This window comes from Streptomyces sp. NPDC048057, assembly GCF_040653095.1.
GTDB lineage: Bacteria > Actinomycetota > Actinomycetes > Streptomycetales > Streptomycetaceae > Streptomyces.
This window is the reverse complement of record NZ_JBEZNF010000016.1, coordinates 28,152-41,805: the sequence shown is the minus strand read 5'-3', so window position 1 is coordinate 41,805 and position 13,654 is coordinate 28,152. Positions and strand designations below refer to the sequence as shown.

Sequence of the window (13,654 nt, the reverse complement as noted above, 5' to 3'; positions counted from 1 at the left end):
AGTTGTGACCTGCGGGGACTGGACGGAGGGCCGGGGGAGGCCCCGGCCCCGGGGCTAGAAGGCGGGGCGTTCCGGGTCGAGCGCGGCCATGCCGTCGGTGGGCGAGGACGCCTCGGCGAAGTGGCGGCGGGGGATGCGGCCGGCCCGGTACGCCAGCCGGCCCGCCTCCACCCCGTAGCGCATCGCCTCGGCCATCCGCGCCGGCTCCTGCGCCCGGGTGACGGCGGAGGCGAGCATCACCGCGTCGCAGCCCAGCTCCATCGCGAGCGCGGCGTCCGACGCGGTGCCCGCCCCGGCGTCCAGCACCACCGGCACGCCCGCCTGCTCGACGATCAGCCGGAAGTTGTGCGGATTGCGGATGCCGAGACCGGAGCCGATGGGCGAGCCCAGCGGCATGACCGCGGCACAGCCGACGTCCTCCAGCCGGCGCGCGAGCACGGGGTCGTCGTTGGTGTACGGCAGGACCGTGAAGCCGTCGTCGACCAGGATCTCCGCGGCGTCCAGCAGCTCGACCGGGTCGGGCAGCAGGGTCCGCTCGTCGGCGACGACCTCCAGCTTGACCCAGTCCGTGCCCAGCGCCTCACGGGCCAGGCGGGCGGTGAGCACCGCCTCGCCGGCGGTGAAGCAGCCCGCGGTGTTCGGCAGGACCCGGATGCCGAGGCGGGCCAGCACGGAGAGCACGGAGCCCTGCACCGAGGGGTCGACGCGGCGCATCGCGACGGTGGTGAGCTGGGTGCCGCTGGCGACGAGGGAGCGTTCGAGGACGTCGAGGCTGGGCGCCCCGCCCGTCCCCATGATCAGTCGGGACGTGAAGGTCGTGTCGCCGATGGTCAGCAGGTCGTCGGCCATGTCGATCACCCTCCCTGCACCGCGGTGAGGACTTCGACGCGGTCGCCGTCGCCCAGGAGCGTGCCGGGCCAGGCGCTGCGCGGGACGACGGTCTCGTTGACGGCGGCGGCGACGCCGGCGGGGGCCGCGGTCACCTCGGCGACCAGGGCGGCGAGCGTGGTGGGCGTGGCGAGTTCACGCCGTTCGCCGTTGAGGGAGACAACCAGGGGAAAGCTGTTCATACGGGCTGCTCCTGAGGGACGGGAGTGAAGCGAGCGGGGGTGAAGGGATGGGCTTCCTCGGGCAGGACGCCGTCGGTCAGGGCCGCGGCGAGCACATCGCCGGTGAGCGGCGTGAGGAGGACGCCGTTGCGGTAGTGGCCGGTGGCCAGCAGCAGGCCCGGCAGCTCGGTCGGGCCGAGCAGCGGGGCGTTGTCGGGCGAGCCGGGCCGCAGTCCGGCGCGGGTCTCCGTGAGCGGGAGTTCCGTGATGCCGGGGACGAGTTCATGGGCGTCCCGCAGCAGTTCGTAGACCCCGCCGGCGGTGACGGTGGTGTCCCAGCCCAACTCCTCGCTGGTCGCGCCGATGACGAGTTCCCCGCTCTCGCGGGGCACGAGATAGACATGGCTGCCGCGGACGACCGCGCGCACGGTCCGGGACAGGAAGGGGGCATAGGGCGCGGGCACCTGGAGGCGGATGACCTGCCCCTTCACCGGCCGCACCGGTGGGCGTACGGACGGGGGCAGTCCGTCGAGCCGGCCGCTCATGCTGCCCCCGGCGAGCACGATCTGGTCGGCGGCCAGCCGGGTGCCGTCCGCCAGGGCGACGCCCACGGCCCGGTCGCGGTCCACCAGCAGCCGGGCCGCCCGATCCCGGTGGAAGGTGACGTCGGCCCGGCCACAGGCCGTGAGCAGCGCGGACGCGAGCCGCCGCGGATCGACCTGGTGGTCGCCGTCGACCCGTAGCCCGCCGCGTACGCCCGGTGCCAGCATCGGCTCCAGGCGGCGGCACTCACGGCCGGTGAGCCATTCGGACGCCAGTCCGGAGCGCTGCTGGAGTGCGTGCAGCTCCCGCAGATGGGCGCGGTCGTCGGCGTCGAGGGCGACGGCGAGGGTGCCGCAGGCGCGGTAGCCGATGTCCGTTCCGCTGGCCTGGTCGAGTTCGGCGGCGAAGTCGGGGTAGCGGCGCGCCGACTCCAGATTGAGGGCGAGCAGTGCCTGCTCCCCGTAGTGGAGTTCGGTGACGGCGGCGAGCATGCCGGCCGCGACCTGCGCGGCGCCCCCGCCGGGCGTCGGGTCCACCACGGTGACGCGCAGGCCGCGCTGTGCGGTGCGCCAGGCCGTGACGAGCCCGATGACGCCGCCGCCGATGACGAGCACGTCGGCGGGGCGCGTCGTCGGTGGGGGCAGCGGTGCTGACTGCGCCACGGGTGGGGGTGCGGGGTGCGGTGCGGGCCGTGGTGTGGGACGTGGTGTGGATGACGGCGCGGACTGCGGTGCGGGAGCTTCGGCGGGTTGTGGTGGCCCGGTCGTCCGCGGTGGCTCGGGGGTGCCCGATGGCGCAAGAGCGTGCGGCATGGGTCTTCAGCTCCTCCCTTCGCCGGCATGACCCGGATCAGGTTCGTACGGTCGGAGGCCGCCCAGCCTCCCTCTCAGCCCGGTGCGTCCGGGCTCCCGCGGGTGCTTTACGGTGGCCACCCTAACCCCAGCCCGTGACGTGCCGTAAGGGCGGTCGGGGCCGGTGGGACGCCGTGCTCCGGGGGCGGTCGGGGTGCAGGAGCGCGAAAGGACGGTTCACCGTGGCAGGCTCGCTCGACGGACTCGTGCTGTCTCCCGTCGCCGATCAGGCGCCGGGTCAGGTCGGCGTCCGCACCCGGTTTGCGTACCGGGAGCAGGACGGCCGGATCTGGGCCCACTACGAGGGCGGGGACGTGGTCCGCGGCCATCTGGTGGGCACCCGCGAAGGCGACCGGCTGGACTTCCGCTACGTCCAGTTGCGAGACGACGGCAGCACCTCGTCGGGGCACTGCGTCTCGACCGTGGTGGAGCTGCCCGACGGGCGCATCCGGCTGGAGGAGAGCTGGGAGTGGGAGTCCCAGGAGGGCAGCGGGACGAGCGTCGTGGAACAGGTGCCGTAGGGGTCGGACGTCGGCGCGAGGGGTGCGGCGCCCGTCCGCGCCGACGTACGGGCATCGGGCACGGGCGTGGCGGGCGGGGTGACACCCCACTTTTCTGACGAGTCGTCAGGTGCGTAAGGTTGACGGGTGAGCGAGCAGCAGACACAGCAGCAGGCACGAGGCGTGGTCATCGTCGGTGCGGGCATGGCCGGTGTGCAGACCGCCGTCGCCCTGCGGGAAGGGGGCTTCACCGGCCCCGTCACCCTGATCGGCGCCGAACCCCACCAGCCCTACGACCGACCCCCGCTCTCCAAGGCCGTCCTGTTGGGCAAGGCCGAGGACTCGGCCTTCGACGTGGACTTCGAGGCGCTCGCCGTGGAGCTGCGGCTCGGCTGCGAGGTGACCGGGCTGCGCCACGCCGCGCGCGAGCTGGACACCGAAGCCGGGCCCGTCCCGTACGACGTCCTGGTCATCGCGAGCGGCGCCGAGCCCGTCACCCTGCCCGGCACGGCCTCCGTCCCCGGCGTCCACCTGCTGCGCACGCTCGACGACGCCGAGCGGCTCAAGCCCGTCCTCGGTCGACAGCACGACGTCGTCGTGGTGGGCGCCGGCTGGATCGGCGCCGAGTTCGCCACCGCCGCCCGGGAGGCCGGCTGCGCCGTCACCGTCGTCGAGGCCGCCGACCGCCCCCTCGCCGAAGCCCTGCCCGCCGAGGTCACCGCCCCCATGGCGCAGTGGTACGCGGAAGCCGGCGTCGAGCTGGTCACCGGCGCGCGCGTGGCCGGGGTCGAGCCCGGGACCGTCGTCCTGGCCGACGGGCGGCGCATCCCCGCCGAGGCCGTCGTCGTCGGCATCGGCGCCCGCCCCGCCACCGGTTGGCTCGCCGGCTCCGGGATCGCCACCGACCCGAACGGTGCGGTCACCGCCGACGCGCATCTGCGCACCTCGCTGAGCGGCGTGTACGCCGTGGGGGACTGCGCCTCCTTCCCCTCGGCCCGCTACGACCGCCGCCTGCTGGTGCACCACTGGGACAACGCGCTCCAGGGCCCGCGCACCGTCGCCGCCAACGTCATCGCCGAGCTGGCCGCCGCCGGACCGGTCGGCGCCACGGCGGCAGCCGAGCCGCCGGAGGCCTACGACCCCGTGCCGTACTTCTGGTCCGAGCAGTTCGGCCGGTTCGTGCAGTACGCGGGCGATCACGCGGACGCCGACGCGCTCGTGTGGCGCGGCAGCCCCGCCGACCCCACCTGGTCGGTGCTGTGGCTACGGGACGGCGTGCTCGTCGCGCTGCTCGCCGTCGGCCGGCCGCGCGACCTGGCCCAGGGCCGCCGCCTCGTCCAGGCCGGCGGACGGCTGGACCGCCGGCTCGCCGCGGACCCCTCGGTCCCCCTGAAGGCCGCGTCCAGCTAGGGCGCACCCGCCCCCGCGGCACGCCGCTGACCAGGCGGTCCGCCCCGCGGGACGCTCGTATGGCGGCAGTCGGCCGGGGGCTCCCGCTACCCACTGTCGGTCCCAGATGGCAGGCTTGTCCCGTGACCGAGATTGACGCAAAGATCGATGCCCTCGTCCCCGACTGGCTCACCCTGCCCGACATTGCGGAAATGTTGGACGTCGAGGTGACGCGCGTGCGCCAGCTCGTGAAGGAGGGCCAGCTGATCGCCGTGCGCCGTGGGGAGAGGCGCGTGCTCCAGGTCCCCGCCGCGTTCATCAGCGACTCGAAGGTCGTCAAGGGCCTCAGCGGCACCCTGACGCTCCTGAAGGACGACGGCTTCACGGACGAAGAAATGCTGGAGTGGCTCTTCACCCCGGACCCGAGCCTGCCCGGCACCCCCGCGCAGGCCCTCAGTGAGAACCGCGGCACGGAAGTGAAGCGCAGGGCGCAGGCGCTCGCCGTGTGACGTCCGCCGCACGGCGGCTGCCGACGCAGCCGCCGTCCCGAGCACCCGCGCGCGGCCTTCCGTACAGCGCGCCGGGTGCCGAAGAGACCTGGACTCACCAGCACGCGGTGTGCGGGAGCGCGCCCCGGGCGCATCCGCCGTACCGGACGCACGCCGACGCCAGCGCCGTACGTCCTGTCGGCGCCCTCACCGGCAGCCAAGCCGTCGGCGCCCTCGCGCACGCCACCCGCACACCGCCGACCCACCGGGGGAACCCGTCATGTCCACGCTCCGCGCCCGGCTGTCCGACGCCCGGCTCTACCTCTGCACGGACGCCCGCAAGCGCCAGGGCGACCTCCCCGACTTCCTCGACGCCGTCCTCAGCGCCGGAGTCGACATAGTCCAGCTCCGCGACAAGGGCATGGAAGCCGCCGAGGAGCTGGCCCACCTGGAGGTCTTCGCCGACGCCTGTCGTCGCCACGGCGCCCTGCTCGCGGTGAACGACCGGGCCGACGTCGCCCACGCCATCGGCCCCGACGTGCTGCACCTGGGCCAGGGCGACCTGCCCGTCCCCGCCGCCCGGGCGATCCTCGGTGACGACGTCCTCGTCGGCCGCTCCACCCACAGCGCGGCCGAGGCGTCCGCCGCCGCCGTCCAGCCGGGCGTGGACTACTTCTGCACCGGCCCCTGCTGGCCCACCCCCACCAAGCCCGGCCGGCACGCGCCCGGGCTCGACCTGGTGCGCCACACCGCCGCCCTGGGCACGGACCGCCCCTGGTTCGCCATCGGCGGGATCGACGCCGAAAACCTGGACGAGGTCCTCGACGCCGGCGCGCGCCGGGTGGTCGTCGTCCGGGCCGTCACGGAGGCCGACGACCCCGCCGAAGCGGCTTCCCGTCTCGCCCAGCGGATACAGGACCGCTGTGACGTGGGCAAACGTGATACTGCCCAGTCCGGTGGGTGGACATCGGTTGGGTGACCTTGCCACCCCCGATAACCTGCCGGTATGGCCCTTGGCACACCTTCGACCAGGACGGATCGCGCACGCACCGTGCGCGAGTTGCTCGCGACCGACGAGACCACCTACTCCTTCGAGTTCTGGGCGCCCAAGACGGAGAAGGGCGAACGGAACCTCTGGAACGCCCTGCGCCGGGTGGAGGCGGTGGCCCCGAGCTTCGTCTCCGTGACGTACGGCGCGGGCGGCTCCACCCGGGCGGGCACGGTGAAGGCGACCCAGCAGATCGCCGCCGACACCACCCTCACCCCCGTCGCCCACCTCACCGCGGTCAACCACTCCATCGCGGAACTGCGCAACATGATCGGCCAGTACGCCGACGCCGGGATCCGCAACATCCTGGCCGTCCGGGGCGACCCGCCAGGCGACCCCATGGGCGAGTGGGTCAGGCACCCCGAGGGCGTGACCTACGCCGCCGAGCTGGTCAGCCTGATCAAGGACTCCGGCGACTTCTGCGTCGGGGTGGCCGCCTTCCCCGAGATGCACCCGCGTTCCACGGACTGGGACACCGACGTACGGCACTTCGTCGACAAGTGCCGCGCGGGCGCCGACTACGCCATCACGCAGATGTTCTTCCGCGCGGAGGACTACCTCCGGTTGCGTGACCGGGTCGATGCCGCCGGCTGCGACACCCCCATCATTCCGGAGATCATGCCGGTCACCAGCGTCAAACAGCTCGAACGTTTCGCCCAGCTCAGCAACGCCACCTTCCCCGCGGAGCTGAAAGACAGGATCCTCTCCGTCAAGGACGATCCGGCCGCTGTACGCTCCATGGGTATCGAGTTCGCAACGGAGTTCTGCGCGGAGCTGCTCTCGGAAGGCGTACCGGGGCTGCACTTCATCACTCTCAACAACTCCACCGCGACGCTTGAGATCTACGAAAGTCTCGGACTGCACAAGCAGTCGTGATCGGCCGGACTCGTCGACGGCCGAAGGAGAGGGGCGGGGATGGGTCTTACGGTCCTCTACATCGCGTTCGGCATCGTTGCGCTGTGGCTGCTGGGTGAGGTGCTGCTGCAGTACAAGGCGCGCCTGCGCTGGAGAATCCTCGCCTTCGGCGGTTTCCTGACGGTCGTCCTCGGGATGCTCGTCGCCTCCAGGGTGGTGATCGCCCTGGGGGCGGTGACCTTCGCGGTGGGACAGACGTACGTCACGCTCTCCTTCCGCCGTGGCTTCTCCACCGGCTGGGCGCTGGGCGGTCGGCCCGGCGCCAGCCGGCGCCGCAAGGCCGGCGCCAAGGACGCCCCGCCGCTTCCCGCAGACGACGCCGAGCCCCCGTTCGACGGCGGAGCCCCGGACGGGCGGCGCCCGGACGACGACTTCGCGCACGACGGCACGGCCGTCATTCCGGCGGTGGCGGGGCAGGGTCCGGACGTCTCCGCCGCCGAGACCACGGCCGTGTTCGCGGAGGGCGTGCCGGGCGATCCGTCGGGCGTGTACGAGCCGCAGCCGATGCCGGACGACACCGGTCAGTACGGCGTGTACGACGACCCGTCCTTCGCCCCGGCCGGGGCGGGGGCCCCGCAGGAGTACGCCGACGGCCCGGCTCCGAGCCAGGGCTACGCGCCCTTCGACGGCGGTTACGACCCCCTGTACGCCCAGCAGCCGCCCGCCGTCCCGGACGGCGGCTACGACTACGGGCAGGCCCCGCAGCAGTACCCGGCGTACTCCGATCCGTACGTGGGCGGTCAGCAGTACGCCGCCGCCGGCTACGAGAACGAGCACGACGGCTACGACAGCTTCGGCAACCCCCGCCAGTACGCCGGGGACCCGTACTACGGCCAGCAGCAGCCCTACACGGACACGCCGCCCGGCGGAGTGTGGGTGCCCCAGCCGCGCGACCCCGAGACGCCCGGGCAGCCCGGACCCGACGGGCTTCCGTACGACCAGGGCTACGGCAACGAGCCGCAGCAGTACCGCTACTGACGGAACGTCACGAGGCGGGTCGGGAGCGCCCGGTCCGCGCACGTGGACCGGGCGCCCCGGCGTTCGTCCACCATCCGTTGCCCGTACGGAACGCGTTGCCCGTACGGGCAACGGCGCTCGTGCGGAAGCCGTTGCCGGTACGGGATGCGGCTCACTGGGAGCCGCGGAAGCCCGGGCCCTCCACGATCAGCCCCGCGACCAGCGCGCCCGACATGCCGCTGTGGGCGGGGCCGCCTCCCGGATGGGCGTGGCCGCCCACGAGGTGGAGCCCCGGGAGCCGGGTGGTGTTCGCCGGATGCAGCCAGCGACCGCCCGGCCCGGCGAGCGCCGGAGCCGTCAGCGAACCCGTCTCCGCGGGCGTCAGCACCTCCTGCCACAGCAGCCGCTCACGTATCTCGGCGGAGGGACCGAAGGCCGCGCCCGCGGCGTCGAGCAGCACCTTCGCGTACCGCTCGCGCAGCGCCGCGTCCGTCCAGTCGACGCCACCGGGGCGGTCGGCACCGTGGCCGGGGACGGTGGCGGTGACCGTGACCGCCTCGTGGGCTTCGTCGGGGACGGTGCGCGGGTCGCACGGGCGCAGCACCGTGACCGTGGGCCGCTCCGCGGGCCGGCCGCCGAAGACGGCTGCCGCTTCCGCGGCCGTGTCGGGGGAGTGCACCACGGTGCGGTGCGCCACGCCCTCGCCCGGTGCGCCGCGCAGCGCCAGCAGGACGCTGAACCGGCCCGGCAGCGCCAGGCCGTCGTCCTGGGGGCGCACGTCGCCGTCCTGCCACAGGTCGCGCCCGGCCAACTGTGCCGCGGCGGTGGCGGAGCCGCTCACCACGACGTGGTCGGCCTCGACGACGGTGCCGTCGGCGAGTTCGACCCCGGCGGCCCTGCCGTCCTTCTCCACGACCGAGGTCACCTCGGCGCCGAAGGCGAACGTCACCCGGCGGGCCAGGCACCGCTCGTACACCGCGCGGGCCAGCTCGCGCATGCCGCCGGCGACGTACCAGGTGCCGAAGGTCTGCTCCATGTACGGCAGCAGGGCGGCGCCGGCGGGGGCGTGCCGCGGGTCCAGGCCGTACGCCAGCGCGTACCCCTCGAAGAGGGTGGCCAGGCGCGGGTCGGCCAGCTCCCAGGCGCCGACCTCGGCGACCGTCGACGCCTGGCGCGTCCGAAGGAAGGCGCGGCGCCGGGGGGCGGGGTAGGGGTCGCGCTCAAGCACCCGCCAGTCGGACCACAGGGGCTCTTCCAGGAGGGGGCGGCGGGAGCGGTCCCAGGCGTCCCGGGCACGGCCCAGGAACTCGCCCCAGCGCTCGCCGGCTCCTGCGCCGAGTGCGGACTCCAGGGCGGAGACGATGCCCGCGCGCGACGCGTCGGGCAGGCGGACGTCGGTGCCGTCGGCGAAGACGTGCCGGCTCGCGGGGGAGACCGGCGCGAGGTCCACGCACTTCTCCAGGGGCTCCCGGCCCGTCTTCAAGAAGAGGTCGCGCCAGACGGCGGGCAGGTGCAGCAGCCCGGGGCCGGTGTCGAAGCGGAAGCCGTCGCGCTCGACGGTGCCCAGGGCGCCGCCGTACGTCTGCGTGCGCTCGTACACCGTCACCCGGTGGCCCGCCACGGCCAGCCGGGCGGCAGCCGCCATGGCGCCCGTCCCGGCGCCGATCACTGCAATCCGTGCCATGCCGACGACTTTATCCGCCCCCACTGACACCGGTGGCGCCGCCGCCTAGGCCCAGAGGGCACGGGGATCCCCAGCGCCCCTGGTTCGCTTCTCCCGTCACTTGTCTGCGGGCTGGAGGTCGCGGGGGTTCCGGGGGCGCGGGGAACTGTGCGAACAGCCACAGACGGGCCGCGGAGACCAACGCTCCGGCGGGGAAACGGCGGCTACGTCCACACGTGCGGGGACGTGCGCTGGACTCCCGGATACGGCCTGTGGTCACGGCCTAGGGGCTGGCGCGGACGGCTGAGTACCCGTACCTAGTCGCCGAGATGAGTAGCCGCGCGGATGGGGTCCCACCTGCGCAGACGGAAGAGTGGTGGGCACGGAAGGGGACGCAGCGCCGGTACCGCCGACACGGGGCGGCGGAACGGGCACTGCGCCCCGGAAGGAACGGGGTGCAGGACGGAGCGGCCTTCGGGATCGGGGGATTGGCCGAAGGCGTTCCGAGACCACGGGGGAACAGCCGTGACCGGGAGGTCCGGATCACCGCAGGGACCGGTGATCCGGCCCCCGGTGCACGGACCTCCCGGAGCGCGGGGTGTGCTCAGCGCCCGCTGACCCGCCCGTGCAGCAGTCGCGAGAGCGCCGCGTGCACGTCGTCCAGCGAGCGTTCCCGCTGGAAGGACTGCCAGTCGAGCGCCGCCACCAGCACCATCCCCACCAGCGCCGCTGCCGTGAGCGGGATGTCGATCTCCTCGCTCAGCTCCCCGCCCTCCACCGCCTGTCTGAGCACGGTCTCCACCACGGCCACCGCCCGCTGCCGCACCACCAGCAGCGTCTGCTGCCAGGCGCGGTTCGTCCGCCACAGTTCGGCGACGTACAGCTGGGTGAAGGCCGGATAGCGGTCGATGAAGACCAGTCCGGCCCGGATCATCGCGTCCAGGGCCTCGACCTTGGTGCCGCCCCGGGCGGCGGTCTCGTCGGCGGCGGTCTGGAGCGAGGAGGTCAGCAGCCCGACGCCGTACCGCAGCAACTCCTCGAACAGCTCGGTCTTGCTGCGGAAGTTGTAGTAGACGGTGCCCTTCGCCACTCCGGCGCGTTCGGCGATCTCGTCCACGGTGGTGGCGGAGAAGCCCTGCTCGGCGATGAGCGTCACCGCGGCCTCGTAGAGCTTCGCCCGGGTCGCCCGTCGTCTCGTGCTGGTGCTGTCCATGGCGTCCATGGCGTCGATTCTCACAGGTCTTCCTGGGGGCCCGGGCCCCGTCCCGTCAGCTCTCATCCGCTGCCGCTGCCTTCCGTGGCGACCGGCGGGCGGGCGCCGCGCGCGACGGCCGCCCGCCGGTCGGGCGTCACAGGCTCAGCTCCGGGTGCAGCCGGTCGAGCGTCCAGACCTGCTTCTGCCGGGCCGACAGCGCCGTGAGGGCGAGGGCGGCCGCGGTGAACGCCAGCAGCACCGCGGTCGCCTGCCACACGGGTGCCAGTCCGCCGCCGGTGATCAGCCGGCGCAGGGCCTCCACGACGTAGCTCATCGGCAGGAACGGATGGATCGCGTTGAAGAACCCGGGGCTGGTCTGCACCGGATAGGTGCCGCCCGCGGAGGTGAGCTGGAGCATCAGCACCGCGAGGACCAGGATCCGACCGGCCGCGCCGAAGCGGGCGTTCAACCACTGGATGATCGCGGCGAAGCAGCCGATGACCAGCGCGAGGAAGCCGACCGTGGCGGCTCCGTGCGCCGTCTTGAGACCCAGGCCGAAGTGGAGCACGGACATCAGCGCCGCGACCTGCACCAGGCCGATGGCGACCACCGGCAGCCAGCCCGCCAGCGCGATCCGCCAGGCGGAGGCGCCCGCGGCGAGCGCGCGCCGGTTGAGCGGTTGGATGATCATGTACGCGACCATCGCGCCCACCCAGAGGGAGAGCGGGATGAAGTACGGGGCGAAGCCGGTGCCGTAGTTGGGGGCCTGGTGGAGCGAGGAGGAGGCCAGCTTCACGGGGTCGGCCATCACCTCCGTACGGGCGTTGCGGTCCTGCTCGTCGTAGTCGGGGATCTTGGCGACGCCCTCGTTGAGCCCGCCGGCCAACTGCGCGGAGCCGTCGACGAGCTTGAAGATGCCGCCGTCGAGGTCGTTCGCGCCGGTCCGCAGCTTGCCCACGCCGGTGTCGAGGTCGACGGAGCCGGACGCGGCGTTCGCCAGCCCGGTGTGCAGGGCGTCGGCGCCCGCAGCGGCCTTCTTCGCGCCCGAGTTGAGGGTGTTGATCCTGGTGACCGCGGACTCCAGGTCCTCGTCCAGGTTCGGCGCGCGCTCGGCGAGGTCGGCGGCCTTCTCCTGGAGGTCGGCGAGGTGACCGTCGAGCTTCTTCAGGTCGCCCCGGTTGTCCGTGACGAGGGTGTTGACGTCGGCGGCGACCTTCGCGACGTCGGACGCCGTGGTCGCGGCGCGCTCCAGCGCCGGGCAGAGGGCGGGGTCGGCGGCGTCGGCCTTCGTGCACTGCTCGGTGTGGATCCGCTTCAGCTCGCCGGAGGACGTCTGTGCCAGGGACGCGGTGCCCGGGGCCGCCTTCACCAGGGTGTCCAGTTGGGTGCGCAGGGCGCCCGAGCCGTCGGCGACCAGCCGGGCCGTGCTGCCGATGGTCTTGCCGTTGTCCTTGAGGTACGGGCGCACGTCGCCGGCGATGCCGTTCACCTTGTCGGCGAGCGTCTGGGTGCCCTCGGAGATGCTGCGGGTGCCCGACTCCAGGTCGCTGGCGCCCTTGTTGAGCTTGGTCAGGCCCCTGGAGAGCTTGCTGCTGTTGTCCTTGGCGCTCTTGAGGCCGTCCGCGAGGTCGGCGGAGCCCTTCTTCGCGTCTCCGATGCCGCCCTTGAGGTCGTCCGCGCCCTTCGCGGCCTCGGCCGTGCGGTCGTGGATGTCGGAGAACGAGATGAAGATCCTGTCGAGGAAGGAGCGGGACGCCTTCGTCGACGCGGCGGTGCGGACCTCGGAGAAGACGGTCCGGGAGACCTGGCCGACGATGTAGTTGTTGGCGTCGTTGGTCTCGACCTTCAGGGCGCCCGTCTCGGGGGAGGCACCGGAACTCGACGCGATGCGGGCGCTGAAGTCCTCGGGCATCGTCAGGGACAGGTAGTACGTGCCGTCTTCGACGCCCTTGCGGGCCTCGGCGGAGCTGACCTCGTGCCAGGCGAAGACCTCGCTGTCGCGCAGGCCCTTGACGATGTCGTCGCCCGCCGACAGCTCCTCGCCGTCGGCGGTCGCGCCCTTGTCGTCGTTGACCAGGGCGACGGGGACGCGGTCGAGCTGTCCGTACGGATCCCAGAAGGACCACAGGTACAGGGCTCCGTACAGCAGCGGCAGCAGCACGATCGCGACGATCGCGGCGCGGGGCAGCTTCCCCCGGCCGAACCGCTTCAGCTCAAGCGCGGCGAGCTTCGGCGAGCGCATCGGTCGTTCCCTCCCCGTCGGTGGCGTCGGTGGCGTCGGTGGCGTCGGTGGCGTCGGTGGCACTCGTGGTGTCTGCGGTGCCCACGGCGTCCGTTGCGTCCGCTGTGTCCGTTGCGTCTTGTGCGTCCGTACGAATGACGCTGGTGCACTCCCGGGCCTGGCCGCACACGGCCAGCACGGTGGTGCCCGCGTCGGCCACGGACCGCAGCAGCTCCCACGCCGTGGCGCGGTCGGCGTCCGAGAGCTTCAGGTCGGAGTCGTCGACGGCGAGCAGCATCGGGCGGCCGATGAGCGCGAGGGCGATCGACAGCCGCAGCGCTTCGAGCCGTTCCAGGTCGCGCACCGAGGTGCGGCCCTCCTTGGGCAGGCCGCTCGGGTCCAGCCCGGCCGCCTCCAGCGCCGCGTCGATCCGCTGGCGCAGGGCCCCGGTGCGTTCGGCGCGCGGACGGAGCAGATCGCGCAGCGAGCCGTCGTAGCGGCTCCGGAGCAGGGCCCGTTCCCTCAGGTGCTCGTCGACGGTGAGGGCCGGGTCGAGGTCGCTCACCCCCGGTACGTGGGCGAGCGCGCTGATCCGGCGTACGGCGGCCATCTTGCGCGGCAGCGCCAGCCCGCCGACCTCGGCGCGGCCCGCCGCCGGGCGCATCCGGCCGGTGAGCGCCAGCAGGAGGCAGGTCCGGCCGGAGCCGGAGGGGCCCTCGACGCCGATGAGCGAACCGGGCGCGGCGTCGACGTCCACCGAGCGGAAGGCCCAGCCGCGCGGGCCCTTCACTCCGAAGCCCTCGGCGAAAACGGCCGCCCCTGACGGGCTGTCCAC

At 73.4% G+C, this 13,654-nt stretch carries 13 protein-coding genes and 1 riboswitch; of the genes, 6 read left to right on the top strand and 7 right to left on the bottom strand.

Annotated features, from left to right (window positions below; all coding sequences use genetic code 11):
• Positions 1–54: 54 nt before the first annotated feature.
• From AB0E05_RS20000 to thiO, 3 genes are read right to left on the bottom strand one after another with little or no spacing between them, the layout of a single operon-like run.
• Positions 55–849: a thiazole synthase gene (locus AB0E05_RS20000; RefSeq protein ID WP_361965203.1), complete on the bottom strand. Its 795-nt coding sequence runs from the start codon at positions 847–849 to the stop codon at positions 55–57.
• A 5-nt stretch (positions 850–854) separates the two neighbouring features.
• On the bottom strand, positions 855–1,070 hold the full coding sequence (gene thiS, locus AB0E05_RS19995) for a sulfur carrier protein ThiS (protein WP_361965201.1): 216 nt from the start codon (positions 1,068–1,070) through the stop codon (positions 855–857).
• Positions 1,067–2,254, bottom strand: a complete 1,188-nt coding sequence (thiO, locus tag AB0E05_RS19990; protein WP_361965199.1) for a glycine oxidase ThiO — start codon at positions 2,252–2,254, stop codon at positions 1,067–1,069. The genes thiS and thiO overlap by 4 nt, the downstream gene beginning before the upstream one ends.
• 147 nt (positions 2,255–2,401) lie before the next feature.
• Positions 2,402–2,514: riboswitch (TPP riboswitch) on the bottom strand.
• 111 nt (positions 2,515–2,625) lie between these two features.
• Here thiO and AB0E05_RS19985 point away from each other — a divergent pair.
• From AB0E05_RS19985 to AB0E05_RS19960, 6 genes are all read left to right on the top strand, one after another.
• Entirely contained in the window at positions 2,626–2,964 is a 339-nt protein-coding gene (locus tag AB0E05_RS19985) for a hypothetical protein (RefSeq protein ID WP_361965197.1), read from the top strand.
• Positions 2,965–3,090: 126 nt separating this feature from the next.
• The gene (locus tag AB0E05_RS19980; protein WP_361965195.1) at positions 3,091–4,353 is read left to right on the top strand and encodes an FAD-dependent oxidoreductase; all 1,263 of its coding nucleotides are present in this window, start codon (positions 3,091–3,093) and stop codon (positions 4,351–4,353) included.
• Between the two features lie 122 nt (positions 4,354–4,475).
• Positions 4,476–4,841, top strand: coding sequence for an Rv2175c family DNA-binding protein (locus tag AB0E05_RS19975; protein ID WP_361965193.1), 366 nt, complete (start codon positions 4,476–4,478; stop codon positions 4,839–4,841).
• A gap of 259 nt (positions 4,842–5,100) precedes the next feature.
• The gene (gene thiE / locus AB0E05_RS19970; RefSeq protein WP_361965191.1) at positions 5,101–5,799 is read left to right on the top strand and encodes a thiamine phosphate synthase; all 699 of its coding nucleotides are present in this window, start codon (positions 5,101–5,103) and stop codon (positions 5,797–5,799) included.
• Positions 5,800–5,826: 27 nt separating this feature from the next.
• Positions 5,827–6,744, top strand: coding sequence for a methylenetetrahydrofolate reductase [NAD(P)H] (gene metF / locus AB0E05_RS19965; protein ID WP_361965189.1), 918 nt, complete (start codon positions 5,827–5,829; stop codon positions 6,742–6,744).
• Between the two features lie 39 nt (positions 6,745–6,783).
• Positions 6,784–7,761: a hypothetical protein gene (locus AB0E05_RS19960; RefSeq protein WP_361965187.1), complete on the top strand. Its 978-nt coding sequence runs from the start codon at positions 6,784–6,786 to the stop codon at positions 7,759–7,761.
• A 151-nt stretch (positions 7,762–7,912) separates the two neighbouring features.
• Here AB0E05_RS19960 and AB0E05_RS19955 read toward each other — a convergent pair whose 3' ends face one another.
• The 4 genes from AB0E05_RS19955 to AB0E05_RS19940 form a co-directional block, all read right to left on the bottom strand.
• A complete protein-coding gene (locus AB0E05_RS19955) occupies positions 7,913–9,424 on the bottom strand; it encodes an NAD(P)/FAD-dependent oxidoreductase (protein WP_361965185.1) in 1,512 nt (503 codons plus the stop codon).
• Between the two features lie 583 nt (positions 9,425–10,007).
• Positions 10,008–10,616 (bottom strand): helix-turn-helix domain-containing protein, encoded by a 609-nt coding sequence (locus AB0E05_RS19950; RefSeq protein WP_361965473.1) that lies wholly within the window; start codon positions 10,614–10,616, stop codon positions 10,008–10,010.
• A 136-nt stretch (positions 10,617–10,752) separates the two neighbouring features.
• Positions 10,753–12,840, bottom strand: coding sequence for a YhgE/Pip domain-containing protein (locus AB0E05_RS19945; protein WP_361965183.1), 2,088 nt, complete (start codon positions 12,838–12,840; stop codon positions 10,753–10,755).
• On the bottom strand, positions 12,812–13,654 hold the full coding sequence (locus AB0E05_RS19940) for an ATP-binding cassette domain-containing protein (RefSeq protein ID WP_361965181.1): 843 nt from the start codon (positions 13,652–13,654) through the stop codon (positions 12,812–12,814). The genes AB0E05_RS19945 and AB0E05_RS19940 overlap by 29 nt, the downstream gene beginning before the upstream one ends.